The sequence below is a fragment of the Paenarthrobacter sp. 2TAF44 genome (assembly GCF_052114885.1).
Taxonomy (GTDB): Bacteria; Actinomycetota; Actinomycetes; order Actinomycetales; family Micrococcaceae; genus Arthrobacter.
Genome location: NZ_JBFRFP010000019.1, coordinates 43,558 through 69,681 on the forward strand (window position 1 = coordinate 43,558; position 26,124 = coordinate 69,681).

The following is a 26,124-nucleotide window of genomic DNA, read 5'->3' on the forward strand; positions in this document are numbered from 1 at the left end:
CACAACAGGAGAAATTATTATGCCTACCCCCACTAAGGGTCCGCGCCTCGGAGGCGGCCCGGCTCACGAGCGCCTGATGCTCGCGAACCTGGCAGCTGCACTGTTTGAGCACAAGCGCATCACCACCACGGTTACCAAGGCCAAGCGCCTTAAGCCGTATGCAGAGCGTTTGGTCACCTTCGCCAAGCGTGGCGACCTCTCTTCCCGCCGCCGCGTTCTCGGCCTGATCAGCGACAAGGGCATCGTCCACGAGCTGTTCACCGACATCGCCGGCGCCGTTGCCAACCGCGATGGTGGCTACACCCGTATCACCAAGATCGGCAACCGTAAGGGCGACAACGCTCCCATGGCTGTCATCGAGCTCGTCCTCGAGCCGGTTTCCCCGAAGCAGGCCGTAGTTGCTGAAGCAACCGCTGCTGCTGCCAAGGCTGCCCCGGCTGCTGAGGAAGAGGTTGTTGAGACCGAGGCTGTAGAGACCGAAGCTGCTGAAACCGAAGAGGCTCCGGCCGCTGAGGCCGAGGCTGCTGACGCTGAAGTTGCTGAGACCGAAGAGGCTCCGGCCGCTGAGGACAAGAAGTAATTCACTGAATTCTTCACAGTAGACTTAAGTCTATGAACGAACGAAAACCCGCTGCCCCCGCTTTGGGGGGCGGCGGGTTTTTGCGTGTCCGCATGGATCTTTCCTATGACGGAGGACCCTTCAACGGCTGGGCACTGCAGCCCGGCTTGGTCACCGTGCAGGGAGCACTTGAGGAAGCGCTGGCCCTCCTCGTGCGCCGTCCGGTCCGGGTCACGGTTGCTGGTCGCACTGACGCCGGCGTCCACGCCCGCGGCCAGGTGGTCCATCTGGATCTGACGGAAGCCGAGTGGCTTGGACTTCCGCGCGGGCACGAACTGGACCCCGCCGTGGCGCTTTTGCGTCGCCTTCGCGGGGCCCTCAGCCGCATTCTCGGTGACCTGACCGGTGCCATAGAAGTGCACGACGCCGGTCTGGCGCCGGAAGGTTTCGACGCCCGGTTTTCTGCCTTGTGGCGTCGCTACAGTTACCGCATTGCGGATGGCGCGGAGCGCTGGGATCCGGTGCTGCGCGGAATCACGCTGTGGCATAAGGCGCCGCTGAATGTCGCGCTGTTGAATGAAGGCGCTTCCCAGTTGCTGGGGCTCCAGGATTTCCGTTCCTACTGCAAACCCCGCGAGGGCGCAACGACCATCCGGGAGCTTCAGAAGTTTGACTTCAAACGGGGGAGCGACGGGGTCATTGTCGCTACTGTTCAGGCCGATGCGTTCTGCCACAACATGGTCAGGTCCTTGGTGGGCTCGGCACTGCGCGTGGGGGAAGGCCTGGAGCAACCGGGCTGGCTGCATGAACGTCTTCTGGAGCGGAGGCGTGACGCCAAGTCCGTGTTGGCCGCACCGCACCCGTTGGTCCTGGAGGAAGTTGCTTACCCGTCGGACAGCGAGCTGCTGGCGCGGGCTGAGTTGACGAGGGCCCGGCGCGAGTAGGTCCGAACGTTGGAGGACCCCCTCCCGGCTCTGGGTACCGGAAGGGGGCCGTTGTGGCCGCCCACGGTCTGGGATCCGCGAACGGCCGGTCTAATTCCCGAAGGTCAAGATCAGCTGAATGCTTGCATGATCTTGATGACAGCGGGACCCAGAAGGACTATGAACAGCACCGGGAAGATGGAGAACAGCAACGGGAAAAGCACCTTGACGGGTAGCTTCATTGCCTTCTCTTCGGCGATTTGACGGCGCTTGACTCTCGCTTGCCTTGCTTGGGCGCGGAGGACGTTAGCAATGCCGATGCCGTACTTATCAGCTTGAATCACGGCCAGGACAAAGCTACGGACATCCGCAACGGTGGAACGTTCGGCCAGCGCCCCGTAGGCTTCCGTCCGAGGCCGCCCTACTTGGATATCTTGAAGCGTCCGCATGAGTTCCTGCGCCAATGGCCCGGTTCCATAGGCTGACGCCCGCTCCATGGCTGCCTCAAATCCGAGCCCGGCTTCAACCGAAATCAGCATCTGGTCCAAGGTGTTGGGGAACTCCAGCTGGATTTCTTCTTGGCGCTTCAACCCAGTGTTGTAGACGAGCAGGTCTGGGATGAAGTACAGGAGGGCAGTGAGGAAGATGGCGAATCCGATACTCAATGGGCTTGGTCCTGCAACTATCAGCAGCAGCCCTGCGGTAGCCCCGGATACCGCCAGGACGGGCTTGATGGCAATCAGCTTTGTCAGGGGCATCGACTGCGGACGCCCAGCCAACGCGAGCCATTGATCAAGCTTCGCTTCGTAGCTGCCAGGAGTGAGTTTCCGCGCTAAGCCGAGCATGAACGGGGGGCGTTGAACGCTGACACCCGCACCCTGGGCAAACCCGGAACCCAAGTTGCTCTGGATGGCTACGATCCCCTTACGGTCGATGCTTGCTATGGACCACGCGAAGTAGGCCAGCGGAAGGATAATGGCGGCGATGATCAGCCACGCAATGACGGTCATGGCAACCCTCCTAGAACTTGATCTTCACGGTGCGGCTCATCCAGAATCCACCTATGACGAACAGGACCGCGCTGGCAACCAGCATGGCTATTCCCAAGGGGTGTTGGACGAAGACGGACATGTAATGCGGATTCATGATGGTCAGAAGCAGGGCTACGCCGACGGGGAGAGCCATAAGGATGTAAGCGGACATCTTCCCCTCAGCGCTTAGGGCCTTGACGTGGGCCTTGATCTCGCTGCGTTCCCGAATGGTTCCTGCAACCTGCTCCAGGACTTCTGCCAAGTCACCGCCCACCTCCCGGTTGATCTGAATGGCCTGTCCGATCCACCTGAAGTCGTCGCTGTCCATGCGGTCGGCGCAGTCTTCAACGGCTTGGCGCGGGTCCTTGCCGATCCTGACCTCATTGACGATGCGGGACAGCTCTTCAGACGTTGGTGCTTGCGCTTCCTGAGCGGTCGCTTCGAGTGATCGCATGATACTGTGTCCCACCCGTAGCCCACCGATCAGCATCTGGATTGTGTCGGTGAGCTGGGCGTCAAATTTGGCCCTGCGTTTATCTGTCTTGAAGGCCAGAACAAGTTTGGCGGCAAACGGAGTTGCAATGGCCAACAGGATCCCGATGATCACATTGACCAGGAACGAACCTGCAATTCCAAGGAGCACAGTGCCCATGGCCACCATTACGGTGAAATCAGCGGGAGCCTGCCTGACTCCGGCCCTGTAGAGCACTTCCCGATTAAAAGGGCCGCCAGAGCGGCCAATGGCTGTGTCTACGAATTGCACGGCCGAATGGGAAACACGGCCGACGGCGGAGTCATCGGGTTTGGCGTCCAAACGCCGCCGCTCCAAGGGTATGCTCCCGTTCCGGGGCTTCAGAACAAAGACGACGAGTAATACCAGGGCAGCAACGCACAGCCCTATGGCTACAGGAAACAGAACTGGCGAATCCATGGCTACCGCCTTCCCACGGGGACCGGTGTTACGCCAAAAACTGACGGGGACACCGAAATACCCAGTTCGGAAAAACGGTCGAGGAACCGTGGTCGGATCCCCGTCGGAAGGGCCTTGCCCAGGAACCGGCCCTGGGCATCGATGCCTGCCGAATAATCGAACAAGAATGCATCCTGGAGCGTGACGACGTCTCCCTCCATGCCTTGTACTTCCGTCACATGAGTGACGCGCCGGGTGCCATCACGGAGGCGAGTCACCTGCACAATAAGGTCGACGGCGGAGGATACCTGCTCACGGATGGCCCGGAGCGGCAGGTCCATGCCAGCCATGAGGACCAGAGTCTCCAACCTGGCGATCGCGTCACGCGGTGAGTTCGCGTGCACGGTGGAGAGAGAACCGTCGTGACCGGTATTCATCGCCTGAAGCATGTCCAGTGACTCGCCACCGCGCACTTCGCCAACGATGATCCGGTCGGGACGCATACGCAGCGAGTTTCGAACGAGGTCGCGGATGGTGACTGCACCCTTGCCTTCGATGTTGGGTGGCCGGCTTTCCAACCGCACTACGTGCCGTTGCTGCAGTTGGAGTTCCACGGCATCCTCGATGGTGACAATGCGGTCAGACTCAGGAATGAACGTGGAGAGCACATTGAGCAGCGTTGTCTTTCCGGTGCCAGTACCGCCTGAGACGATAACGTTCAACCTGGCAAGGACGCAGGCGCTCAGCAGCTCCGCCATCTCGTGGCTCATGGAACCCCACTCGATGAGGTTGCGGACCGTAAGCGGAACTTGGCTGAACTTCCTGATGGTGAGTGAAGGGCCGTTAACCGCCAAGGGAGGAATGATCGCATTGACACGGGAACCGTCTTCGAGTCGTGCGTCCACCAATGGTGAGGACTCGTCAATCCGGCGTCCCACCTTGGAAACAATTCTCTCGATGACCTTTCTCAGATGGTCATCGCTGCTGAATTGCAGGTCCGTCAGTGCCAAGTGCCCGTGTCGTTCCACGTAAATCTGGTCGAATCGGTTGACCATGACTTCCGTGACCAAGGGGTCCTCCAGCAAGCGCTGGAGGGGCCCGTATCCCATGACCTCATCTGAGATTTCCCGAATCAGCCGCCGACGTTCCTCCGGGGAAAGAGGCACTTGTTCGTCGTCGATAAACGTTGAAAGTTCGTCAACGGCAAAAGACCGGAGCTCTTCCTCCGAGGTGGAGGTGTCGCTGCTCCTGGTGCCCATGCTTTCGAAAAGGGCCGCCGCGGCCCGTTTCTTGAGACCCGATAGCGCGTCGACAGCCGGGGCCGACAGCGATCCCCCGAGCATCGGCCCAGACGTCGCCGGGACTGACATTGCGGGTACTTCGTTGCCTGCAGGCTGTTCACCGCTGCTAACAGGTGACTCCACTGCCCCGAGTGGGCTGCTTTTCGATAGCCGTTCTGATAGTTTCATGACACCACCACCCTTCTGTGCAGTTTGTTTTGGGGCGTAGTGGCCAAGCGGGGGTCGAACCGTTCCACGAGTTTCTTCAAACCCTTGGTTGCAGAATCGCGGGTGGTCCCCTGGAGCACCGGCACTCCGCGGTTGGTGGAGAAAGGCAGGTTCCGAGAACGGGGAATCACGGTGTCAATGGGGACTCCTATCGTCGACTCCACGTCCTGTACGGAAATCCCGCTCTTCCTATCCGCGAAGTTCAGCACCGTGTGCCGCCCTTGGGGTAGGAGTTGCAGTTCCTTGAGCACGCTGAAACATTTGCGCAGCCCGCGGATGCTTGGCACGTCCATGCCGCACACCCAGACACCGTCGGTGGCCAGCTCCAAGGTGGCAAGACAGTGTTCGCCGAGTCCCGGAGCCGTATCCACCACCACATATTTGAACTCGCTGGCCAGCTGGTTGAGAAGCCTGGAGACGTGGTCCGCCGTGATGTAATCCGACTCCGATGGCTTCCGAGGTGCGCAGAGGGCATAAATGCCGGCTGGGTGAACCGTAAGGAAAGCCTTGAGGACCATCGAATCCTGCGCCGCAGGACCGTGAACCGCCTCCGTGATGGAATGCTCGGGTTCCAGCAACAGGCCGGAGGCCACGTCGCCGAACTGGAGATCCAGGTCCACGATCACAACGTCCATGGGAGCCATGGCGCCGAGCCCGACGGCCAGGTTGGTGGCCACGGTCGTTTTGCCCACACCGCCCTTCGGCGACATGACAGCAATGACTCGTCCTCGGTCCTGGCCGGATTCGGCAGCTGGCTGCATTCCGCGTCGACGACTGGCGGAGGCAAGACAGGCTCTCTCGAGCAGTACCCGAAGTTCATTGATGTCGATTTCAGGAGAAACAACATCACGAATCCCGGAATGCATGGCCCGTAGCACGATGTCTGGTTCGGGCTGGCAGACGAGTAGCAGGCTGATTTCGGGGTATTGAAGATCGAAGACAGTGGCCAACTTCAAAGCATCGTCGGGATTCACACCAGGGCCCAGAATCATGACCTCTGGTGGTGCGCCACTCAGTTGCTTGAAGACGTCATCGGAACCGCCATGAAGCACATCGGGTGACAGCGTCTGCAGGTCGCCGTGGAGTGCTCCAGTAATTGCCTGACGCACGCGGCCTTCGAAATCGCGGACCGCAGTGATGGCTACGAAGCGGCTCATTTCAACTCGCCTCCCAGAGTCGTTACCGGTGGTTGGCTCTTAGCGGTCTTGTCGGTTTGCTTGGACAAGTACAAAGTGCCGAATTCCGCGCCAAAGACCATTTTGGCGGCGTTCGCGTCGCTGAGGGCAACGGTGACATAAGCCGATCCATTGGGCAGCTGTACAGAGCCGTCCGTGTTGGCCGACTTCTTCTCTGCGTCCGGTGCTGCCTGCTGGACGGCCGTCACCAATACATCGTGATACAGCAGCTTGGTGTATTGTTTCCAGCCCTTAACTTCGGCGGGGATATCCGCATCGGAGGGGATATCGCCGTCTGCCTTGAAGGAGGCAAACACGGTCACCGTGTCGCCGGCTTCGATGCGGCCACCCATGATCCTTTCGGGGGCCAGAATGAAAGTCTGTTCCTGCAGGCCTTCCGGTACCGGAACTGTTCCAGGAACCAGTTCATTGGGGTTCACCAACTTCAGGCCCAGCAACTGTTCGCCAGGTTGCAGGTCAACTGACGTGACTTTCCCCTTTTGGTCGTTGAGTGCGCTGATGGTGCCTGGTGCTACCGCAGACTGCGGCAGCGTTTCAGTCTTCACCTTGTTGCCGAGATCCTCGGTCTTGGTGCCGGCCGGAATGCGTTCCTTGACGATAAGAACGTTCACGGGATCGAGCCCTTGCTGCGCACGCTTGTCGGCTCCCTGAATGTAGGTAACCAGCAAGACTGTGCCGATGACTGCTAAAAGCAGTGCCGCAATGCCTCCCAGTAGGCGTGCTTTCACTTTCTAACTCCCTTCTAATTTTGATACTGCCAGTGCTGTGTGAGCGACTATTCGGTGAGCGTCACGATGGATGCTCCGTAATTGGGGGTGCCGCCAGTAACCGTCATTCCTTCCTCGAGCGAAACAAACCGTTTGAAGTAGCCCTGCAGGCCCCGGCAATTCCCGGTGCAGTTCGGCGCGGCAGGATCCAGGACTGCGCCTGAGCCGCTGAACTTGTAACCCGTCACCTGAAAGGCTGCGAAACCAATCAGCGTGTATTTGGCATTGGAGCCATTACCCGTCGCCGTTTTGAAGAGTGGGATGAGTGCCGGCTCGTCCATGATGTGGGCCAACACGGAATTGCAGGCGGCAGCGTTCGGAAAGTGGTTGCCGGTTTGGCCATTGACCGTTGCATTGAGGGAGATGTCGGTGGAACACCCCGAATTGGTGACGAGCCAGCCAAATCCGCCCGGCTGGTATCCGTTTTGTGCTGCGCAACCGGACACCGTGGGGGCGTTCGTGTCATACCGCAACAGAACGTGCGTAGGAACAGGGTCTCCGGTGAAGTTTCCCGTGGAGTTCAGCGACGCCAGCTGTGCTGGGGATAGGTACTTCTTAAAGACACACTCGCTGACAGTCCACGGCAGCGTGGTTGCACTGGACGGCGCTCCCCAAGATGCTTCTGCCGCTGCGTCTACGGGCGTGGTATCGAATCCGAGCACCCGGGCAAAGAACAATGAGAAGCTGTTCTGGCCCGACGTGTCCCTGGCGTTGGTGACCACCCTGACGGTAGTTGCAGCGGGGAAGGTGACGGCAGCTCCGCTGGCGTTGTCGTTGGCGTTGTTATTTGCGAATTGGTTGCCAGTGGAGGCGCTGTTCCCGCAACTTCCATGGGCGCAATCCGTAGCGATCGCCAGGGCCGCGGCGTCCGCACCATTTTGCAACTGCGCTTTTTCGGCGTAGAGCGCGCCGACGTCAACGGCTAGAGCTGCGAAGCCCAGTAGCACGACCATCATTCCGGCAACTATGACTGCGGCCGCACCCTTTTCGTTGGATTCGGCGACATCCAGGTGAGACTGACGCACTTTTCGGAAATTCCTCATCCACCGCATCTCATCACTCCTACTCCGGTCATGTTGAGGGGGAAGATGCCCGCCGTGCCAAAGAAGCCGGCGTCCAGAAATCCGGACATCGAGGGGAGTGAAACGCTGGTTGTGACTGTGACGTTAGAGCCAGGGGCGCAGCTCGACGCGTTATTGCTTACCGTTACCCCAAGACCAGCCAAGGAAGGGGCGGAAGCTAACGCAGTGCCGGTAACATCAAGTGGGCCGTCCTGATAGTGGACCGCTGCATACCTCGCGCCCTCGCGGGCGGCCTGTGTCAGCGAAACCTGGACGTTGAGGGCCCGTCCGAACTCGATTACCCCGATCAAGATCAGCAGTAGGACTGGCAACAGAATCGCCATTTCCACGGCTACTGCCCCGCGTTCGTTCTTCTTTTTAGTCTTCACGACCGTCTCCCAGACCCAGAATCGTGGCAGCTTAAGTGCCCTTAAAGAAGGAGGTTGGCTGTGACGGCGACGGAGGTCGCCGTCACAGCCAACCGCTTGTGTCCGGCTAGAGGCTAGCCGCGACGCCGGTGAAGAGGTTCGCGATTGCCGGGCCCAGAATCAGAAGAGCAGCGATGACGACTACCGCGATCAAGGAGACCATGAGGCCGTACTCCACCATCGTGGCGCCCCTCTCTTCTTTGGTGAAGCGGGTCTTGACGCCGGCGATGAACGAGGTGACGGAGAGAATAAGAGCAGACATTGGAAAATCCTTCCCAGAATGAATTATTGGGTTTTGGTAATTGATTGAAATAGGTCCAGCAAATTATCGGAATTTGCCTTCGATTCCCGAACTACCCCCATGGTGCCTTTAGTGGTTCGGAATTCGATGAGATAAGAATTCACCCTGGACGTACCGCTGAACAATGCGTAGTCGTACTCGAATTCCTGCAACACAAATCCAGTTGTCACCCGTAGAAGGGCAGGGGAGTACTCAGTTTGGAAGTCAGAAAGGGCAAGCGACTACTTGGAATAGACAGCAGCCTTAGATTTTTGAGCCCATGAAGAGCCTCCGAAATGCCAACGGGCGCAGGCCTACTGAAGTAGCAGAGTCACGCCCAGCGCCGCGACAACCATCGCCGGTCCGTGAGCTGTTTCTGCGGGCTTTTCCTTGCGACTTAGCCGCCACAGAAGCACCGTGAGCACCCCGCCCACCACGAATCCCAGTAGTCCGCCGTAGAGTACTTGCTTCCAACCCAAGTACCCCAAGTACAGTCCGACGGGTGCTGCGAGCTTCACATCGCCCATTCCGAGGCTTCTCGGGGAAATAAGTCCCATAATCAGGTAGCCAACGAAGAGTATGAGGCCGCCGGCGAGTGCTCGGAGCAGCTCGGGCCAGGCCGGAGCGAGTGCAGCGGAAGCTGCAAGGAGGACAAAACCACCCCCAAGCAGGAGCAAAACGAGGGGGTTTGGCAGCAAATGGAGGGTGAAATCAATTCGAGAAAGCTGCACCCCAAGAAGTGCCAATAAAAGGAACGCCGGCAATTCCGCGGTAAAACCAAAGCGCCACCCCAGCAAGACAAACAGCAGCGCGGTGACTGCCGCCGTCGTGATCCGGACCTTAAGGGAAGGTGGCTCGCCGAGTCGCGGAATGGCACGGGCGATCACGAACTCGACGGCCGGGCTCAACAGCAAGCCGGCAACGGCGAGCAGGAGCAGGAAAACGGGACCGTTGGTCATGTACTCTCCCTCAAAGCGCATGCGACCCCGAGGGGCGGATACCCCATTTTGACCCGGACGGCCCGTTGAAGGTATTGTTTATAGTCGTTGTGCGTGTCCTATCTCGATGACACATGCCTTCTCGGGGATCCAGTTGCAGGGTCGCTAACTCAAGAGGCATATCGAGATTCTGGGATGACTGGTCTATAGAGCCCTCACCTCTGCTCCGGTAACGCATACATAGTAGGTACACGCCTCACTGCGTGTCGCCTAAAACATGAACGCCAGAACAAGAACGAGGCAAAACCGTGCGTACGTACACCCCGAAGCCCGGCGATATCAACCGCCAGTGGCACGTCATTGACGCCACCGACGTTGTCCTTGGTCGTCTTGCCAGCCAGACCGCAACACTGCTGCGCGGAAAGCACAAGCCGACCTTTGCGTCCCACATGGACATGGGCGACTTCGTCATCATCATCAACGCTGAAAAGGTTGCCCTCACCGGCGCCAAGCTGGAGCAGAAGCGTGCATACCGCCACTCCGGTTACCCGGGCGGCCTGACCTCCGTCAACTACGCCGAGCTGCTGGAATCCAACCCGGTTCGCGCTGTTGAGAAGGCCATCAAGGGCATGCTCCCCAAGAACTCCCTCGCCGCTCAGCAGCTGGGCAAGCTCAAGGTCTACGCAGGCCCCGAGCACCCGCACGCTGCGCAGCAGCCGAAGACTTTCGAAATCACCCAGGTCGCCCAGTAGTCCTGGCCACCAAACAACTTTTTATTACAAGGAGAACCGTGGCTCAGAACGAAGAACTGACCGCCGAAGCCGTCGAGGCTGAGGAAACCCTCACCAGCTACACCTCTGAAAGCACATCTGTTGAAGATGCGCCCAAGAAGGAGCGCCCGGCACTGACCGTTGCCGGTGCAGCTGTTGGCCGCCGCAAGGAAGCCGTTGCACGCGTTCGCGTCATCCCGGGTTCCGGCAAGTGGATCATCAACGGCCGCACGCTGGAGAACTACTTCCCGAACAAGCTGCACCAGCAGGATGTCAACGAGCCCTTCAAGATCCTTGATCTTGAAGGCGCCTACGACGTCATCGCCCGCATCCACGGCGGTGGCATCTCCGGCCAGGCCGGTGCATTGCGCCTCGGTGTTGCTCGCTCGCTGAACGAGATCGACGTCGACAACAACCGCGCCACCCTCAAGAAGGCCGGTTACCTGCGCCGTGACGCCCGCGTCATCGAGCGTAAGAAGGCTGGTCTCAAGAAGGCACGTAAGGCTCAGCAGTACTCCAAGCGTTAATCTGCGCTTGCTCGAAAGCCCGTTCCGCCGTTTCGGCGGGGCGGGCTTTCGCCGTTTAAGAAGTTGCGCTTTAAGCTGTTCGAACCGGCGTGCTGGGAGCCGGATTTGACCTGCGCACATGACGTTCCGACACGCTGCTGGACGGGTGGTGTCCCGTCGTCGTCTAAACTTGAGCCGATGTCTAGATTATTTGGAACAGATGGCGTGCGCGGTCTCGCGAACGGATTGCTCACCGCCGAGCTGGCTATGCAGCTGGCCCAGGCCGCCGCCGTCGTACTCGGCCATGACCGCACAACCGATGGCAAGCGGCCTCGCGCCGTCGTCGCCCGGGACCCCAGAGCGAGTGGCGAGTTCCTTGCCGCCGCCGTCGAAGCGGGGCTCTCCAGCTCCGGCATCGACGTCTATGACGCCGGAGTGCTGCCCACGCCGGCCGCGGCCTATCTGGTGGCAGACCTCGACGCCGATTTCGGCGTTATGCTCTCGGCCTCCCACAACCCGGCCCCTGACAATGGGATCAAGTTCTTCGCACGCGGCGGCCAGAAGCTGCCCGACGACGTCGAGGACGCTATCGAAGCGCAGCTGGGCAAAGAGCCACAGCGACCCGTCGGCGGCGACGTTGGACGCATCCAGCGCTTCTCCGACGCTGAGGACCGTTACATTGTGCACCTGCTCGGAACCCTCCCCAAGCGCCTTGAGGGCCTGAAGGTTGTCCTGGACTGCGCTCACGGCGCTGCGAGTGGTTGTTCGCCGCAGGTGTTCAAGGACGCCGGCGCAGACGTAGTCGTCATTGGCGCCGAGCCGGACGGCCTGAACATCAACGACGGCGTGGGCTCCACCCACCTGGGTCCGTTGAAGGAAGCGGTGGTCAAGCACGGTGCGAACCTCGGCATTGCCCACGACGGCGACGCCGACCGCTGCCTCGCTGTGGATCACGAAGGCAACGAAGTAGATGGCGACCAGATCATGGCGATCCTGGCGCTGGCACTCAATGAAGCGGGCAAACTCAAGGACAGCATCCTGGTTGCCACGGTCATGAGCAACCTCGGACTTAAGATCGCCCTCCGCAATGCCGGCATCACCATCCGCGAAACCGCTGTAGGCGACCGTTACGTGCTGGAGGAAATGCGCGACGGCGGCTACAACCTGGGTGGCGAACAGTCCGGCCACGTGATCTTCTCCGATTACGCAACCACCGGCGACGGCGTGCTCACCGGCCTGCAGCTTGCTGCGCAGGTGGCCCTGACGGGCCGTAGCTTGAAAGAACTCGCTACTGCGATGACCAAGCTCCCGCAGCTCATGATCAACGTCAAGGGCGTGGATAAGGCCCGTGCAGGCACCGACGAAGGCGTGGCCGCAGCGGTAGCTGCTGCTGAACTGGAACTGGGTGAAACCGGGCGCGTGCTGCTCCGTCCGTCCGGAACCGAGGCCCTGGTGCGAGTCATGGTGGAAGCTGCCGACATGGAGACTGCTGAACGAATTTGCAACAGCCTGGCTGCCGTAGTCAAGGAACGCCTTAGCGCTCCCAGCGAACTGGCTGTATAGGACCCAAGCAACCTCGGCCCGCTTTCCTGATCACCGGTTTACTGGTTTGCAGGAGGGCGGGCCGCACTGGTTAAAAGGACGGGCTCTAAAAGGACCGGCGCTACAGGTAGTCGGGTGCTGCTTCCAACCCGAAGTACTCCTCAAGCGTTGCGATGCCTCGGGTGTTCATCTCTGTCGCTGCTTCGACGCCGATGTAGCGCAGGTGCCAAGACTCGTAGAAGTATCCGGTGGTTTCATGGAACATCCACGGATAGCGGACGATGAAACCGAATTTGTGCGCGTTGGCTTTGGCCCAAATAGCCGCAGGTTGGTCGGCGAAGCAGGGTTGGAAACTGCAGGCACCTCCGCCGTCGCCAATGTCAAAGGACCAGCCCGTTTGGTGTTCGGAATGACCGGGGCGTGCCGAAGCCCGGTCGGCTGCCACCTGGCCGCTGCTGGCGACGTAGCCGTTGTAGGTGACCACCTGGGTGGAATAGGAACGGTAGCCGGATGCCAATGTCATGACGACGCCCTCGGCTGCCGCTGCGCCAAACATCTTTTCTGCGGCAGTCGCCGTCGTGCTGTTCATTTGTGTGGCTTCGCCGCTGACGGCGAGCCGGATGTTTGGCTGAACCAAATCCGCCGGGACGTAGTTCTGCGGGTTCAATGGCCGGTGTTTGTTGACCACCACCCACGGGCTGGCTGGATCGGTCAGCGAGAACTGCTTGGCTGCGGCCTGTGAGGGCGCTGCGGTGGGAGGGCTGCTGGAAGGTTCTGTAGCCGCCGCGGGCGTTACGGCAGTGACTTGAGTTGGTGTGGCGCTCGAGGCAGTGGCGGAAGGTGTCGCCGAAGTCCCGGCAGGAGAGGTCCCTGCAGGGGAGGCTGCGGAGCCATCCGGAGTGCAGGCAGCCAGTGCGGCCAGGCCTGCGCCGGCGGTGAGGAGACCCGCGAATGCCCGGCGGCTGGGCATCGGCTGAGGTTGGATGTCCACTTAGACCTTCCGCAAAAGCATGCGGCGTATGGAGTGGTCCGCATCCTTGGTGAGTACCAGCTGAGCGCGGCCGCGCGTGGGGAGGACGTTCTCTTCGAGGTTCGGCTCATTGATGCGCTTCCAGATACCGCGGGCTGTTGATTCGGCATCTTCGTCGGAGAGCGTGGCGTAGCGGTGGAAGTAGGATTCGGGCTGCGCGAAGGCCGTTGTGCGGAGCTTCCGGAATCGATCCACGTACCACTCCTCGATGTACGAGGTCTTGGCGTCAACGTAGATGGAGAAGTCAAAGAAGTCGCTCAGCGCGAGGCCCTGCTTGCCATCCATGCGGGGTCTAGCAGGGGCCAGAACGTTGAGGCCTTCCACAATCAGGACGTCCGGGCGGCGGACAACAACTTCCTTGCCCGGGACGATGTCGTAGGTGACGTGGGAGTACCACGGTGCCCGGACTTCCTCGGCTCCGCCTTTGATTTCCGACACAAAACGCAATAGCGCACGGCGGTCGTAGGACTCCGGGAAACCCTTGCGTTCCAGCAAATGCCGGCGCTTCAGCTCGGCCAGCGGGTACAGGAAGCCGTCTGTGGTGATGAGTTCTACGTTTGGTGTTCCCGGCCAGCGCCGCAGCATTTCACGAAGAACACGGGCGATGGTGGACTTTCCAACAGCCACGGAACCGGCCACACCGATGACGAACGGGGTGCGCTGCGTTTGCTCACCCAAGAACGTGGTTGTTGCCGCATGAAGTTGATGGGAAGCCTCTACATAGAGGTGCAGAAGCCGCGAAAGGGGGAGGTATACCTCCCGCACTTCCTTCATATCCAGGGGATCGCCGAGGCCTCGGAGGCGGAAAATGTCCTCTTCGTTGAGGGGCTGCTCCATCTGTGCTGCGAGCCGGGACCACGTTTGGCGGTCCAGCTCAACAAAGGGGGAAGCGCCGTCGCCGTTTGCTTCGGTGCGTTGCAAAGTCACGTTCTGATTCTGCCCTTAGCCCGGCGGATCAGGAAATGCGCGACGACGTGAAGGTGAATTGTGGGTGATTAACCAGTCACTGGTAATAGGAGGAGAAGGGATGTCCCACATCAGTTGTTTGACCTAGCCGTTAGGCTTATACCCATGTGTGGAATCGTAGGCTATGTTGGCAATTCGTCTCGTAAGGCAGCTGGTCACAGCGCCCTTGACGTCGTCGTGGAGGGGCTGCGTCGTCTTGAGTACCGCGGCTATGACTCCGCTGGCGTCGCAGTGGTGGCTGATGGAACCATCTCGTCCCGTAAAAAGTCCGGCAAGTTGAGCAACCTGATCAGTGAACTGGAAGCAAACCCGGTTCCCGAATCCCTGACCGGCATTGGCCACACCCGTTGGGCCACGCATGGTGGGCCCACCGACCGTAACGCACACCCCCACCTTTCCGACGGCGGGCGTCTGGCGTTGATTCACAACGGCATCATCGAAAACTTCGCCGAGCTTAAGCAGGAACTGCTGGGTAAGGGCGTCACCTTCGAGTCGGAGACAGACACCGAAGTTGCTGCCGCACTGGTTGGCGACATCTTCCGCAACGAACTCAACGGCAACGGCGGCGACCTCACCCACGCGATGCGACTGGCCTGCCAGCGCCTCGAAGGTGCGTTCACCCTCCTCGCCGTCCACGCGGACCAGCCCGACGTCGTCGTGGCCGCCCGCCGTAACTCCCCGCTTGTGGTTGGCCTTGGCGAAGGCGAGAACTTCCTCGGCTCGGACGTCTCCGGCTTCATCGACTACACGCGTCGCGCCGTGGAACTCGGCCAGGACCAGATCGTCACCATCACTGCGGACTCCGTGGAGATCACAGACTTCTTCGGCGCTCCCGCTGAAGGCAAGGAATACCACGTTGACTGGGACCCGGCTTCTGCCGAAAAGGGTGGCTTCAGCTCCTTCATGGAGAAGGAAATCCACGATCAGCCCGACGCCGTAGCCCAGACTCTCCTGGGACGTTCGGACCTCAACGGAAAGCTGACGCTGGACGAAGTCCGCATCGATCCTGAGCTCCTCAAGCAGGTTGACAAGATCATCGTTCTGGCATGCGGTACCGCGGCATACGCTGGCCTGGTTGCCAAGTACGCCATCGAAAACTGGTGCCGTATCCCCACGGAAGTAGAGCTCGCACACGAGTTCCGGTACCGCGATCCGATCGTTGACGCCAACACCCTGGTGGTTTCCATCAGCCAGTCCGGCGAGACCATGGATACGCTCATGGCCGTCCGCTACGCCCGCGAGCAGGGTGCCAAGACGATCTCCATCTGCAACACCAACGGTTCCACCATCCCTCGCGAATCCGACGCCGTGCTCTACACCCATGCTGGTCCGGAAATCGCGGTTGCATCCACCAAGGCGTTCCTCGCCCAGATCACTGCCGCCTACCTGCTTGGCCTTTACCTGGCCCAGCTGCGTGGCAACATCTTCTCCGGCCAGATCAAGGACGTCCTCGCGGACCTGAACAAGATCCCGGCCAAGATTCAGAAGATCCTGGACAACGCAGGTCCCTTGCGCGAACTCGCTCGCAGCATGAAGGATGAAAAGTCCGTCTTGTTCCTGGGCCGCCACGTTGGCTACCCGGTGGCCCTGGAAGGCGCCTTGAAACTCAAGGAAATTGCCTACATCCACGCTGAGGGCTTCGCCGCCGGTGAACTCAAGCACGGACCGATCGCCCTGATCGACGACGGCCAGCCCGTTTTCGTGGTTGTCCCGTCCCCGCGCGGCCGTGACTCCCTGCACTCCAAGGTTGTTAGCAACATCCAGGAAGTCCGCGCACGTGGTGCCCGTACGCTGGTCATTGCTGAAGAAGGCGACGAGTCTGTCAAGGATTACGCAGAGCACGTGTTCTACGTCCCCGAGACGCCCACGTTGCTCATGCCGCTGCTCACCACCGTGCCACTGCAGATCTTTGCTGCTGAACTGGCCGGGGCGAAGGGTTACGACGTCGATCAGCCGCGTAACCTCGCCAAGAGCGTGACCGTAGAATAACCGCATGATTGTTGGCATTGGCGTAGACGTCGTAGACATCCAGCGGTTCGCCCGGCAACTCGAGCGGACCCCCGGGCTTCGGGACAGGCTGTTCGTTCCTGCGGAGCGCGAACTCAACACCAGATCACTCGCGGCCCGCTTCGCTGCCAAGGAAGCGGTGGCCAAGGTCCTGGGTGCTCCCGCAGGCATGAACTGGCAGGACTGCTGGATCGGCCTTGACCAGAATGGTCCTACCGTCCAGGTCAAGGGAACGGTCTTGGCCGTGTCTGATGCCAAGGGCGTCAAGCGCTGGCACCTGTCCATGAGCCATGATGGCGGCATCGCTACGGCGTATGTCCTCGCCGAGGGCTAAACGGACCTATACATAACGATGATCAGCGCCTTCACCGGACAACAGATCAGGGACGCGGAACAACCGCTCCTGGACTCCGGTGAGGGCGCTGTTCTCATGCAACGGGCCGCTTACGGCCTGGCGCAGGAAGTGGTTCGCGTGGTCAAGGCCCGGCGCCAGCTGACCGGCGCCAGCGTCACAGTTCTTGCAGGCAAGGGCAATAACGGCGGTGACGGCCTCTTCGCGGCTTCCATGCTTGCCCGCCGTGGCATGCGGACGACGGCGGTCCTCGCCTCAGCGGAGGTCCACCCTGACGCGCTGGCGGCTTTTCTGGCGGCGGGTGGCCGTGTGCTGCGACTGGATCCCGGCAATGCCGAGGAGCTTGCCGTCCTCTGCGCTGGTGACGATGTCATTATCGATGCCCTCCTGGGCACCGGCGCGCGGGGCGGATTGCGTGATGCTTCTGCGGAGTTGGTTGCTTCGCTTCAGGAGCTGAAGCCCCGTTGTGTGGTGGCGTGCGATCTCCCCAGCGGACTGGATGCGACCACAGGGGAAGTCCACTGGCCGGTGTTGGACGCCGATGTCACTGTGACTTTCGGTGGCATCAAGGCCGGGTTGATGACAGACCCCGGCGAAGGCTGTGCGGGACGCGTGGTTCTGGTGCAGATTGGGATCGAAGACTCCCTGGCTACCCCTGAGTTGCGGCGGCTTACTGCCACAGATCTGCAATCCGTGCTCCCCAAGCCCGGACGCCGCTCCCATAAATACTCCCGTGGAGTGCTGGGCGTAGTCGCCGGCTCGTCTCGTTTTGCCGGGGCAGCCGTGCTGAGCGTCCATGCGGCAGCAGTGACCGGCGCTGGGATGGTCCGCTATGTAGGGCCGGAATCTGCGGCACGCCAAGTTCTGACGCGGACGCCGGAGGCCCTGTGGGAGACGGACGAGCCTGGCCGCGTCCAAGCGTGGTTGCTTGGTCCTGGTGTGGACGGGGAGGACCAACTCGGACGTGCCGGGGACGCTGCGGAGTCAGCGATTGCCGCTGAGCTGCCATGCGTCGTCGATGCCGGAGCACTGAGCATCCTGCCGGAGCGTTGTCCTGCGCATTGGATCCTCACGCCTCACGCTGGGGAGCTGGCCACGTTGCTGGCGTCCCTTCCGTCCACGGGTGAGGTCGCCGTGACCCGCGAGGATGTCGAGTCCCGGCCGCTGCACTTCGTACGGCAAGCAGCCGAACAAACCGGCGCCACCGTCCTGCTGAAGGGTGCCACCACACTGGTGGCCTCGCCGTCGGGCGTTGTTTTCAGCGAGTCCGAGGGCACCGCCTGGATGGCGACAGCCGGCAGCGGCGATGTCCTGGCCGGCATCCTGGGCGCGTTGTTGGCGCAATCTGTGGATTCGGTCAAGGACGACGACGGCGCGTACGCAGCCATGGGTTTGAAACTGGACGACCGCTGGGCTGGTGTGGCCGCGGTTGCCGCCAGCGTTCACGGCCGCGCTGGCTCGATCGCGTCGAAAGATTTTGATGGTGGCCCCCTTACAGCCTCGGCGATCTTGGCAGCGGTACCGAGCGTCATAGGTTCGCTGACTGCGGAATACGACCGCACAAGACCGTAAGGTTACTGTCCGTGTCAGGGGTCATGAGTAGGCTTGCAGCAAGTTATCCGCATCACCAGAGGAGAACGCATGGAAGTCTGGCCTGGATCGGCCTATCCGCTTGGAGCCACCTTTGACGGCACCGGCACCAACTTCGCGCTGTTCAGCGAGAAGGCCGAGAAAGTGGAACTGTGCCTCTTCGACGACGACGGCGGGGAAGTCCGCGTAGATGTCAGCGAGGTGGACGGCTACGTGTGGCACTGCTACCTGCCGCAAGTCCAACCGGGACAGAAATATGGCTATCGGGTGCACGGACCTTACAACCCCGATGCCGGCCAACGGTTCAACCCGAACAAGCTGTTGCTGGACCCATATGCCAAGGCCATCCACCGGCAGATCGACTGGGACCCGGCACTGTTCTCCTACAACATGGGGGACCCGGACTCCCGGAATGACGCCGACTCCGCACCGCACATGATGCTGGGCGTCGTCATTAACCCGTTCTTCGACTGGGACGGTGACAAACTTCTGAAGATTCCGTACCACAAGTCCGTCATCTACGAGGCACACGTCAAGGGACTTACCCAGCTGCATCCAGAGGTCCCCGAGGAACAGCGTGGAACCTACGCCGGCGTGGCCCACCCTGCGGTCATTTCCCACCTTCAAAAGCTCGGAATCACGGCGATCGAGCTCATGCCGGTGCATCAGTTCGTCAACGACGGCATCCTGCAGGATAAGGGCCTGAACAACTACTGGGGCTACAACACCATCGGCTTCTTCGCCCCGCACAACAGTTACAGCTCCAAGGGTGATACCGGCCAGCAGGTCCAGGACTTCAAGGCCATGGTGCGTTCCCTGCACAACGCCGGGATCGAAGTCATCCTGGACGTCGTTTACAACCACACGGCTGAGGGCAACCATCTGGGGCCCACGTTGTCCTTCAAGGGCATCGACAATTCCGCGTACTACCGCCTGGTGGAGAACGACCAAAAGTACTACATGGACTACACCGGCACCGGCAACTCATTGAATGTCCGCAGTCCGCATTCACTCCAGCTGCTGATGGACTCGCTCCGCTACTGGGTGACGGAGATGCACGTGGATGGGTTCCGGTTCGACCTCGCGTCCACGCTGGCCCGCGAATTCTACGACGTGGACAAGCTTTCGACCTTCTTCGAACTCATCCAGCAGGACCCCGTCGTGTCCCAGGTGAAGCTCATTGCCGAACCGTGGGATGTGGGTCCGGGTGGATATCAGGTGGGCAACTTCCCACCCCAATGGACGGAATGGAACGGCCAGTACCGGGACACTGTCCGCGACTTCTGGCGCGGAGAACCCTCCACGCTCGGTGAGTTCGCCTCGCGTCTAACAGGCTCTGCCGACCTCTACGAACACTCCGGGCGCCGGCCTGTGGCATCCATCAACTTCGTCACTGCCCACGATGGCTTCACATTGGCCGACCTCGTGTCGTACAACGAGAAACACAACGAGGCCAACGGTGAGGGCAATAACGACGGCGAATCGCATAATCGCTCGTGGAACTGTGGCGTCGAAGGCCCCACGGATGACCCCAAGGTTCTAGGCCTCAGGGCCCGCCAGCAGCGGAACTTCATCGCCTCGCTCTTCCTGTCGCAGGGCGTTCCCATGCTCCTGCATGGCGATGAACTTGGAAGGACGCAGCAGGGCAATAACAACGGTTACTGTCAGGACTCCGAGCTCACCTGGATCAATTGGGATAGCGTTGACCAGCCCTTGGTGGAGTTCACGGCTGCTGTTAGCGCCCTGCGGGCCAAGCACCCCAGCCTCCGCCGAAGCAGATTCTTTGACGGACGGCCCGTGCTGCGAGGCGAGGGGGAGCGGCTTCCGGACATCGTATGGCTGGATGCTGACGCCAGCACCATGACGCCGTCGGACTGGGACACCGCGCTGGGCCGTTCTGTTGGCGTGTTCTTGAACGGTGACGGCATCCACGGACGGGACACACAGGGCCGCCGGATCACCGACGTCAATTTCCTCCTCTACTTCAATGCGGACGCGGACGAGGTTGGGTTCCGGGTGCCATCAGACGAATATGCCCCTGCGTGGGACGTCATGATCGACACCGGGGGTGAAGGCGCTGATTCAGACGTCGTGAAGGCGGATCAGATCCTGATGATCGCAGCGAAGTCACTCGTGGTGCTTCGTGCCCACAGCACACCAGAGTCTGAGCCGGACCACTCTGTGGCCGCCTCCCTTGCCGCCCTAAGTCAGACGAGCACGCCCGAAACGGCGTCGCTCACGGCTCCTGCGGTGGATTCGAAGCGGACAGATTCGTCGACGAACGCTCGATCTACGAATGGGGCAGAGGCGGTCAGCGCTTCCGACGGGGGAGATCCACCCGTTGCGGAATCAAAACCCGCACGGAGGCGCCGTACTTCGAAGAAGGCGGACTCATGAGGACCCCCGTGTCAACGTACAGGCTGCAAATCCGCCAAAGCTTTACGCTTCAGGACGCCGCGGAACTCACCGGGTACCTGCACAACCTTGGGGTCGATTGGGTCTACGTATCGCCGATCCTCACCGCGGAAGAAGGCTCAGACCACGGTTATGACGTCACGGATCCTTCGTCCGTGGATCCTGCCCGTGGCGGAGCCGAGGGTCTGGCTGCGTTGTCCAAGGCCGCGCGCTCGAAAGGACTTGGCATCCTGGCGGACATCGTTCCCAACCACATGGGTGTCGCCTCGCCAGGACAGAATGCCTGGTGGTGGCAGCTCCTGAAGGAGGGTCGCTCGTCCAAGTACGCGGAAGCGTTCGACGTCGACTGGGACTTCGGCGGCGGAAAGATCCGTATCCCCGTGCTCGGCAGCGATGACGACCTTGGGCAACTCACTGTGGTGGACGGCGAACTGCACTACTACGATCACCGTTTCCCGTTGGCCGAGGGCAGCTTCAGTGCTGGAGACAGCCCGCAGGAGGTTCATTCGCGGCAGCACTATGAACTGGTGGGCTGGCGCCGCGCGGACGCTGAATTGAACTACCGCCGCTTCTTCGCAGTCAATACCCTGGCAGGCGTTCGCGTCGAGGTTGCGTGGGTATTCGATGAGGCGCATGAGGAAATCGTGCGATGGTTCCGCGAAGAGCTGGTGAATGGTCTCAGGATCGATCACCCCGATGGGCTGGCGGATCCTGAAGGGTATCTTGCAAGGCTTCGCAAGGAGACGGGCGGGGCGTACCTCCTGGTGGAGAAGATCCTTGAGCCGGGAGAGAAACTGCCGGAAACCTTTGATTGCGAAGGCACCACAGGGTATGACGCACTGGCGGACGTAGACCGCCTGTTCGTTGACCCAGCAGCCGAGGAATACCTGGACTCCCTCGATGCCCGGCTGCGGTATGCAGCCCAGCCGGCTGACTATGCGGACATGATCCACGGGACCAAACGGCGCATCGCCGATGGCATCCTGAGGTCTGAAATCCTCCGGTTGTCGCGGCTTGTTCCCGAGTCACCGGAATTGCCGCGCGACGAGGTAGCCGATGCCCTGGCCGAGATTATTTGCTGGTTCCCCGTCTACAGGACCTACCTTCCGCACGGCCAGGAGATCCTGGAAGAAGCCATGGAACGGGCAGCACAACATCGGCCGGGGCTCCGGTCTGTGCTGAACGGGCTAAGTCCACTCCTGACTGATACCACTGGGGAACTCGCCCGCCGCTTCCAACAGACCTCCGGCATGGTGATGGCCAAGGGTGTGGAGGACACCGCATTCTTCCGCTACACACGCTTGGGGACGCTCACCGAAGTGGGCGCCGATCCCACTGAGTTTGCGCTTTCGTCTGATGAGTTCCACGAGCGCATGGCACGTCGTCAGGCAGAGATCCCGCTCTCCATGACCACGCTGAGCACCCACGACACCAAGCGCAGCGAGGACGCCCGGGCCAGGATTTCGGTGATTTCCGAATCTGTCCCCGAATGGGAACTCTTCCTTGGCACTGTCCAGGAGCTGGCGCCCATCCCGGACGGTCCGCTGGCCGCCCTTGTTTGGCAGTCCATTGCAGGCGCTTGGCCCGCCGATCGTGGGCGCCTCCAATCGTATGCGCTCAAGGCCGCCCGCGAAGCCGGAAATTCGACCAACTGGACCGACCCCAACCTGGACTTCGAGCGTCATTTGGCTGCCGCCGTCGACGCCGTTTTTGACGTCCCCGAGGTCGCTGCCGCGTTGGAGAATTTCGTCGAGGAACTCGAACCTTACGGAACTTCGAACTCGCTCTCAGCCAAGCTCATCCAATTGACCATGCCCGGCGTTCCGGATGTCTATCAGGGCACAGAGTTCCGGGATGGGTCACTGACTGACCCCGATAACCGGCGACCAGTGGACTTCCAAGCCCGGACCGCGGCGCTCGCGGAACTCGATGCTGGTGCGCGGCCTGAGTTCACGGACGAATCTGCCAAACTGCTGGTGGTCTCCAGGGCGCTCAGGTTGCGTCGGGACCGGCCAGAGCTGTTCGGCGGCTACGGGCCTTTGCACGCGAGCGGCGCGGCAGCTGAGCATGTGGTTGCATTCAGCCGCGGTGTGGACGCGCCCGGTGCCATTACCGTTGGCACGCGGCTGCCCAAGCGCCTCGCGCGTGAAGGCGGTTGGCGGGATACGGCCATCGACTTGCCGGTCAACTGCCATGACGAACTGACCGGAACCACGTACGACGCCGGTTCCGTCGCGGTTGCTACGCTGCTGGAGCACTACCCGGTCGCACTGCTGGTGCCCGCTGACTGATCCGCTGAACACGAACACCCAAACCAACACCGCCACTGCAACGCAAGCTAAAACAAGCACAGGGGACACGATGCTGGAGCACGCTGCTGGAAAAAACCGTTATGACGTCTGGGCGCCCAACGCCGGATCTGTGAAGCTGCTCGCCGGAGGTAGCGAGCACGCCATGGAACAAATCCACGACGGCGGCGCTACAGGATGGTGGCGCGCGTCCGTAGAGGTCACTGGCCAGGAAGGCGACGCGGTTGCGTACGGGTACTTCGTGGACGGCGAGGGGCCGTTTCCCGATCCGCGCTCGAGGCGGCAGCCGGACGGGGTGCATGGATTGTCCGCTATCTTCGATCCTGCCGCCTACCACTGGGGGGATGGTGAGTGGAAGGGGCGCAGCCTCAAGGGATCCGTCATCTATGAGCTCCACCTGGGCACGTTCACTCCCGAAGGCACACTTGACGCTGCCGCCCGGAAACTGGACTACTTGGTTAACCTGGGCGTCGACTTCATCGAACTGCTGCCAGTCAATGCTTTCAACGGAGTTCACAACTGGGGCTACGACGGCGTGCTGTGGTACGCCATCCACGAGCCCTACGGTGGCCCGGAGGCCTACCAGCGATTCGTCGATGCCGCCCACGCAGCGGGCTTGGGCGTTATCCAGGATGTGGTCTACAACCATCTTGGCCCCAGCGGCAATTACCTGCCCAAATTTGGCCCCTACCTGAAATCCGGGGAGGGGAACACGTGGGGCGACTCGGTAAACCTCGATGGCCCGGGCTCCGACGAGGTACGCCGTTACATCCTGGAGAACGCGGCGATGTGGCTCCGCGACTATCACGTGGATGGGCTCAGGCTCGACGCCGTGCACGCCCTGCGCGATGAACGGGCCGTGCACATCCTTGAGGACTTTGGTGCGCTGGGAGACCAGATCGAAGCGGAAACCGGGGTGACAAAAACCCTGATCGCAGAATCGGATCTGAACAATCCGCGGCTCATCTATCCCCGTAAGGACAACGGTTATGGCCTGGAGGGCCAATGGAGTGACGACTTCCACCACGCCCTGCACGTGAACCTCAGCGGTGAAACCACCGGGTACTACGCGGACTTCGAGTCCCTCGCTGTCCTCGCCAAGGTCCTTGAGCACGGCTTCCTTCACGACGGCAGCTATTCAAGTTTCCGGGGGCGTCACCACGGCCGGCCCATCCGGCACGACCTCGCGCATCCCTCCGCATTGGTGGTTTGCCTGCAAAACCACGATCAGATCGGCAACCGTGCCACCGGTGACCGGCTCACGGCCTCACTGTCATATGGCCGGCTCGCGATCGGCGCAGTGCTGACCATGACATCCCCCTTTACGCCCATGCTTTTCATGGGCGAGGAATTTGGGGCCTCGACGCCGTGGCAGTTCTTCACCTCCCACCCCGAACCGGAATTGGGGGAGGCCACAGCGAAGGGCCGGATCAAGGAATTTGAACGGATGGGCTGGGACCCTGCCGTTGTGCCCGATCCCCAGGACCCCGAAACTTTCAAGCGCTCAAAGCTGGACTGGAGCGAGCCCAGCGCCGGGGACCACGCCCGCCTGCTGCAGCTGTATCGGGATTTAGCACAGCTGCGCCGGAATACGTCGGAGCTGGTGAACGGTGGCTTTGGCGAGACCACGGTGGAGTTCGACGACGACGAGCACTGGCTGGAGATGACACGCGGCGCCATCCGAGTGGTGTGCAACTTTGGAGACGAGCCGCTGGATTCGCCTATGGGTGGGTCCCTGCTGCTGGCCACCGACACCGAAGCAGTCCTCGAGGACGGTTCGCTGACCCTTCCGGGCGGGAGCGCCGCCGTCGTGCGTGTCCAGCAAGGCGAGCAATGACAAGGGTGACGGCGCCCACATCGCGGACAGCCCGAACACGGTGATCTGTGCAGTGGCAGGATGGTAGGTATGACTTATTCGGCTGCGGAAAACCGCTACGAAACCATGCCCTACCGCCGCGTTGGACGCAGTGGTCTCAAGCTCCCCGCTATCTCGCTGGGCCTTTGGCACAACTTCGGCGACGACAAGCGGTTCGACGAACAGCGCGCCATCCTGCGCCGTGCCTTCGATCTGGGTGTCAACCACTTCGACCTCGCCAACAACTACGGCCCGCCGGACGGATCGGCAGAAACGAACTTCGGGCGCCACCTCAAGGACGACTTCAAGCCGTACCGTGATGAGCTCGTCATCTCCACGAAGGCCGGCTACTACATGTGGCCGGGCCCCTATGGAGAATGGGGATCGCGCAAATACCTGATCTCCAGCCTTGACCAGTCCCTGCAGCGCATGGGCCTGGACTACGTGGACATCTTCTACAGCCACCGTCCTGACCCCGAAACTCCGTTGGAGGAAACCATGGGGGCGCTGGACTACGCGGTCCGGTCCGGCAAAGCCTTGTACGCGGGTATCTCTTCCTACACGCCCGAGCAAACGCTCGAGGCGGCGCGGATCCTGAAGGAACTCGGCACGCCACTGCTGATCCACCAGCCCAGCTACTCCATGCTGAACCGATGGACCGAGAATGGTTCGCCGAACCTCTACGAGGCACTGGACCAAGTGGGCGCCGGCTCCATCGCCTTCTCGCCTCTTGCCCAGGGGATGCTGACCAACCGATACCTCAATGGTGTTCCGGCTGACTCGCGGGCCGCAAAGGAACGGTTCCTCTCCGAATCCGCATTGACGGAGGACAAGCTGGACCGCGTTCGGGGGCTCAACGCCATCGCCGAAGGCCGTGGACAGACCCTCGCACAGATGGCCATTGCATGGATTCTCCGTGACCAGCCGAAGGGCTCTCCCGTAACATCCGCGCTTGTTGGAGCGTCCAGCGTTGCGCAGCTTGAAGACACGCTGAGTGCCATCAACAACCTGAAGTTCACCACAGATGAGCTGACTGCGATCGATGAGTTCGGGGTCGAATCCGACATCAATCTGTGGGCGCAGAAGTAAACCGAGGGAAAAGACATAAAACAGGAGGGGCCGGCGGGAACAAAGCCGGCCCCTTCTCTGTTGGCTACAATGCAAGTGTGCGCCAACTGGCG

At 61.1% G+C, this 26,124-nt stretch carries 23 protein-coding genes; 12 read left to right on the forward strand and 11 right to left on the reverse strand.

Annotated elements, in window-relative coordinates:
- Positions 1-19: 19 nt before the first annotated feature.
- Both rplQ and truA read left to right on the forward strand, forming a co-directional pair.
- On the forward strand, positions 20-580 hold the full coding sequence (gene rplQ / locus AB4Z15_RS17890) for a 50S ribosomal protein L17 (RefSeq protein ID WP_216925100.1): 561 nt from the start codon (positions 20-22) through the stop codon (positions 578-580).
- A 32-nt stretch (positions 581-612) separates the two neighbouring features.
- A complete protein-coding gene (truA, locus tag AB4Z15_RS17895) occupies positions 613-1,503 on the forward strand; it encodes a tRNA pseudouridine(38-40) synthase TruA (protein ID WP_442018340.1) in 891 nt (296 codons plus the stop codon).
- Positions 1,504-1,613: 110 nt separating this feature from the next.
- Here truA and AB4Z15_RS17900 read toward each other — a convergent pair whose 3' ends face one another.
- The 9 genes from AB4Z15_RS17900 to AB4Z15_RS17940 form a co-directional block, all read right to left on the reverse strand.
- The gene (locus tag AB4Z15_RS17900) at positions 1,614-2,492 is read right to left on the reverse strand and encodes a type II secretion system F family protein (RefSeq protein ID WP_442018341.1); all 879 of its coding nucleotides are present in this window, start codon (positions 2,490-2,492) and stop codon (positions 1,614-1,616) included.
- 10 nt (positions 2,493-2,502) lie between these two features.
- Entirely contained in the window at positions 2,503-3,444 is a 942-nt protein-coding gene (locus AB4Z15_RS17905; protein ID WP_442018342.1) for a type II secretion system F family protein, read from the reverse strand.
- A gap of 2 nt (positions 3,445-3,446) precedes the next feature.
- Positions 3,447-4,766 carry a CpaF family protein gene (locus AB4Z15_RS17910; protein WP_442018372.1) on the reverse strand — a complete coding sequence of 440 codons (1,320 nt, stop codon included), beginning with the start codon at positions 4,764-4,766 and terminating at the stop codon, positions 3,447-3,449.
- Between the two features lie 122 nt (positions 4,767-4,888).
- Positions 4,889-6,088 (reverse strand): AAA family ATPase, encoded by a 1,200-nt coding sequence (locus AB4Z15_RS17915; RefSeq protein ID WP_442018343.1) that lies wholly within the window; start codon positions 6,086-6,088, stop codon positions 4,889-4,891.
- The gene (gene cpaB, locus AB4Z15_RS17920; protein WP_442018344.1) at positions 6,085-6,855 is read right to left on the reverse strand and encodes a Flp pilus assembly protein CpaB; all 771 of its coding nucleotides are present in this window, start codon (positions 6,853-6,855) and stop codon (positions 6,085-6,087) included. Before cpaB ends, AB4Z15_RS17915 begins: the two co-directional genes overlap by 4 nt.
- A gap of 47 nt (positions 6,856-6,902) precedes the next feature.
- Positions 6,903-7,919 carry a pilus assembly protein TadG-related protein gene (locus AB4Z15_RS17925; protein WP_442018345.1) on the reverse strand — a complete coding sequence of 339 codons (1,017 nt, stop codon included), beginning with the start codon at positions 7,917-7,919 and terminating at the stop codon, positions 6,903-6,905.
- Positions 7,920-7,933: 14 nt separating this feature from the next.
- The gene (locus AB4Z15_RS17930; protein ID WP_442018346.1) at positions 7,934-8,344 is read right to left on the reverse strand and encodes a TadE/TadG family type IV pilus assembly protein; all 411 of its coding nucleotides are present in this window, start codon (positions 8,342-8,344) and stop codon (positions 7,934-7,936) included.
- Between the two features lie 106 nt (positions 8,345-8,450).
- Positions 8,451-8,645 carry a Flp family type IVb pilin gene (locus AB4Z15_RS17935; RefSeq protein ID WP_442018347.1) on the reverse strand — a complete coding sequence of 65 codons (195 nt, stop codon included), beginning with the start codon at positions 8,643-8,645 and terminating at the stop codon, positions 8,451-8,453.
- A 332-nt stretch (positions 8,646-8,977) separates the two neighbouring features.
- On the reverse strand, positions 8,978-9,622 hold the full coding sequence (locus AB4Z15_RS17940) for a prepilin peptidase (protein WP_442018348.1): 645 nt from the start codon (positions 9,620-9,622) through the stop codon (positions 8,978-8,980).
- Between the two features lie 287 nt (positions 9,623-9,909).
- Between AB4Z15_RS17940 and rplM the strand changes: the two genes are divergently transcribed.
- The 3 genes from rplM (at position 9,910) to glmM (ending at position 12,440) form a co-directional block, all read left to right on the forward strand.
- Entirely contained in the window at positions 9,910-10,353 is a 444-nt protein-coding gene (gene rplM / locus AB4Z15_RS17945; protein WP_011775554.1) for a 50S ribosomal protein L13, read from the forward strand.
- A gap of 38 nt (positions 10,354-10,391) precedes the next feature.
- Entirely contained in the window at positions 10,392-10,898 is a 507-nt protein-coding gene (gene rpsI / locus AB4Z15_RS17950) for a 30S ribosomal protein S9 (protein ID WP_216925110.1), read from the forward strand.
- Positions 10,899-11,075: 177 nt separating this feature from the next.
- Positions 11,076-12,440, forward strand: coding sequence for a phosphoglucosamine mutase (gene glmM, locus AB4Z15_RS17955; protein WP_223946542.1), 1,365 nt, complete (start codon positions 11,076-11,078; stop codon positions 12,438-12,440).
- Between the two features lie 100 nt (positions 12,441-12,540).
- On the opposite strand, the gene AB4Z15_RS17960 is transcribed toward glmM, so the two are convergent.
- Positions 12,541-13,389, reverse strand: a complete 849-nt coding sequence (locus tag AB4Z15_RS17960) for a D-alanyl-D-alanine carboxypeptidase family protein (RefSeq protein WP_442018373.1) — start codon at positions 13,387-13,389, stop codon at positions 12,541-12,543.
- Between the two features lie 21 nt (positions 13,390-13,410).
- On the reverse strand, positions 13,411-14,376 hold the full coding sequence (coaA, locus tag AB4Z15_RS17965; protein ID WP_223946540.1) for a type I pantothenate kinase: 966 nt from the start codon (positions 14,374-14,376) through the stop codon (positions 13,411-13,413).
- 144 nt (positions 14,377-14,520) lie between these two features.
- Here coaA and glmS point away from each other — a divergent pair, with 144 nt between their 5' ends.
- The 7 genes from glmS to mgrA all read left to right on the forward strand — a co-directional run bounded on the left by glmS (position 14,521) and on the right by mgrA (position 26,032).
- On the forward strand, positions 14,521-16,404 hold the full coding sequence (gene glmS, locus AB4Z15_RS17970; RefSeq protein ID WP_442018349.1) for a glutamine--fructose-6-phosphate transaminase (isomerizing): 1,884 nt from the start codon (positions 14,521-14,523) through the stop codon (positions 16,402-16,404).
- Between the two features lie 4 nt (positions 16,405-16,408).
- On the forward strand, positions 16,409-16,756 hold the full coding sequence (locus tag AB4Z15_RS17975) for a holo-ACP synthase (RefSeq protein WP_442018350.1): 348 nt from the start codon (positions 16,409-16,411) through the stop codon (positions 16,754-16,756).
- A gap of 18 nt (positions 16,757-16,774) precedes the next feature.
- Positions 16,775-18,346, forward strand: a complete 1,572-nt coding sequence (locus tag AB4Z15_RS17980; RefSeq protein ID WP_442018351.1) for an NAD(P)H-hydrate dehydratase — start codon at positions 16,775-16,777, stop codon at positions 18,344-18,346.
- A gap of 69 nt (positions 18,347-18,415) precedes the next feature.
- Positions 18,416-20,761 carry a glycogen debranching protein GlgX gene (glgX, locus tag AB4Z15_RS17985; protein ID WP_442018352.1) on the forward strand — a complete coding sequence of 782 codons (2,346 nt, stop codon included), beginning with the start codon at positions 18,416-18,418 and terminating at the stop codon, positions 20,759-20,761.
- Positions 20,758-23,070 (forward strand): malto-oligosyltrehalose synthase, encoded by a 2,313-nt coding sequence (gene treY, locus AB4Z15_RS17990; RefSeq protein ID WP_442018353.1) that lies wholly within the window; start codon positions 20,758-20,760, stop codon positions 23,068-23,070. Before glgX ends, treY begins: the two co-directional genes overlap by 4 nt.
- A gap of 70 nt (positions 23,071-23,140) precedes the next feature.
- Positions 23,141-24,925, forward strand: coding sequence for a malto-oligosyltrehalose trehalohydrolase (treZ, locus tag AB4Z15_RS17995; RefSeq protein WP_442018354.1), 1,785 nt, complete (start codon positions 23,141-23,143; stop codon positions 24,923-24,925).
- Between the two features lie 69 nt (positions 24,926-24,994).
- Positions 24,995-26,032: an L-glyceraldehyde 3-phosphate reductase gene (gene mgrA / locus AB4Z15_RS18000; RefSeq protein WP_442018355.1), complete on the forward strand. Its 1,038-nt coding sequence runs from the start codon at positions 24,995-24,997 to the stop codon at positions 26,030-26,032.
- Positions 26,033-26,124 lie beyond the last annotated feature (92 nt).

Coding starts and splice junctions, on each gene's coding strand:
- AB4Z15_RS17910 (WP_442018372.1), bottom strand. CDS start 4,766: ATGCTCGGGGGATCGCTGTCGGCCCCGGCTGTCGACGCGCTATCGGGT.
- AB4Z15_RS17940 (WP_442018348.1), bottom strand. CDS start 9,622: ATGACCAACGGTCCCGTTTTCCTGCTCCTGCTCGCCGTTGCCGGCTTG.
- glgX (WP_442018352.1), top strand. CDS start 18,416: ATGGAAGTCTGGCCTGGATCGGCCTATCCGCTTGGAGCCACCTTTGAC.
- glmM (WP_223946542.1), top strand. CDS start 11,076: ATGTCTAGATTATTTGGAACAGATGGCGTGCGCGGTCTCGCGAACGGA.
- AB4Z15_RS17975 (WP_442018350.1), top strand. CDS start 16,409: ATGATTGTTGGCATTGGCGTAGACGTCGTAGACATCCAGCGGTTCGCC.
- treY (WP_442018353.1), top strand. CDS start 20,758: ATGAGGACCCCCGTGTCAACGTACAGGCTGCAAATCCGCCAAAGCTTT.
- glmS (WP_442018349.1), top strand. CDS start 14,521: ATGTGTGGAATCGTAGGCTATGTTGGCAATTCGTCTCGTAAGGCAGCT.
- AB4Z15_RS17915 (WP_442018343.1), bottom strand. CDS start 6,088: ATGAGCCGCTTCGTAGCCATCACTGCGGTCCGCGATTTCGAAGGCCGC.
- AB4Z15_RS17935 (WP_442018347.1), bottom strand. CDS start 8,645: ATGTCTGCTCTTATTCTCTCCGTCACCTCGTTCATCGCCGGCGTCAAG.
- treZ (WP_442018354.1), top strand. CDS start 23,141: ATGCTGGAGCACGCTGCTGGAAAAAACCGTTATGACGTCTGGGCGCCC.
- mgrA (WP_442018355.1), top strand. CDS start 24,995: ATGACTTATTCGGCTGCGGAAAACCGCTACGAAACCATGCCCTACCGC.
- AB4Z15_RS17900 (WP_442018341.1), bottom strand. CDS start 2,492: ATGACCGTCATTGCGTGGCTGATCATCGCCGCCATTATCCTTCCGCTG.
- AB4Z15_RS17960 (WP_442018373.1), bottom strand. CDS start 13,389: ATGCCCAGCCGCCGGGCATTCGCGGGTCTCCTCACCGCCGGCGCAGGC.
- truA (WP_442018340.1), top strand. CDS start 613: ATGAACGAACGAAAACCCGCTGCCCCCGCTTTGGGGGGCGGCGGGTTT.
- AB4Z15_RS17980 (WP_442018351.1), top strand. CDS start 16,775: ATGATCAGCGCCTTCACCGGACAACAGATCAGGGACGCGGAACAACCG.
- AB4Z15_RS17905 (WP_442018342.1), bottom strand. CDS start 3,444: ATGGATTCGCCAGTTCTGTTTCCTGTAGCCATAGGGCTGTGCGTTGCT.
- rplQ (WP_216925100.1), top strand. CDS start 20: ATGCCTACCCCCACTAAGGGTCCGCGCCTCGGAGGCGGCCCGGCTCAC.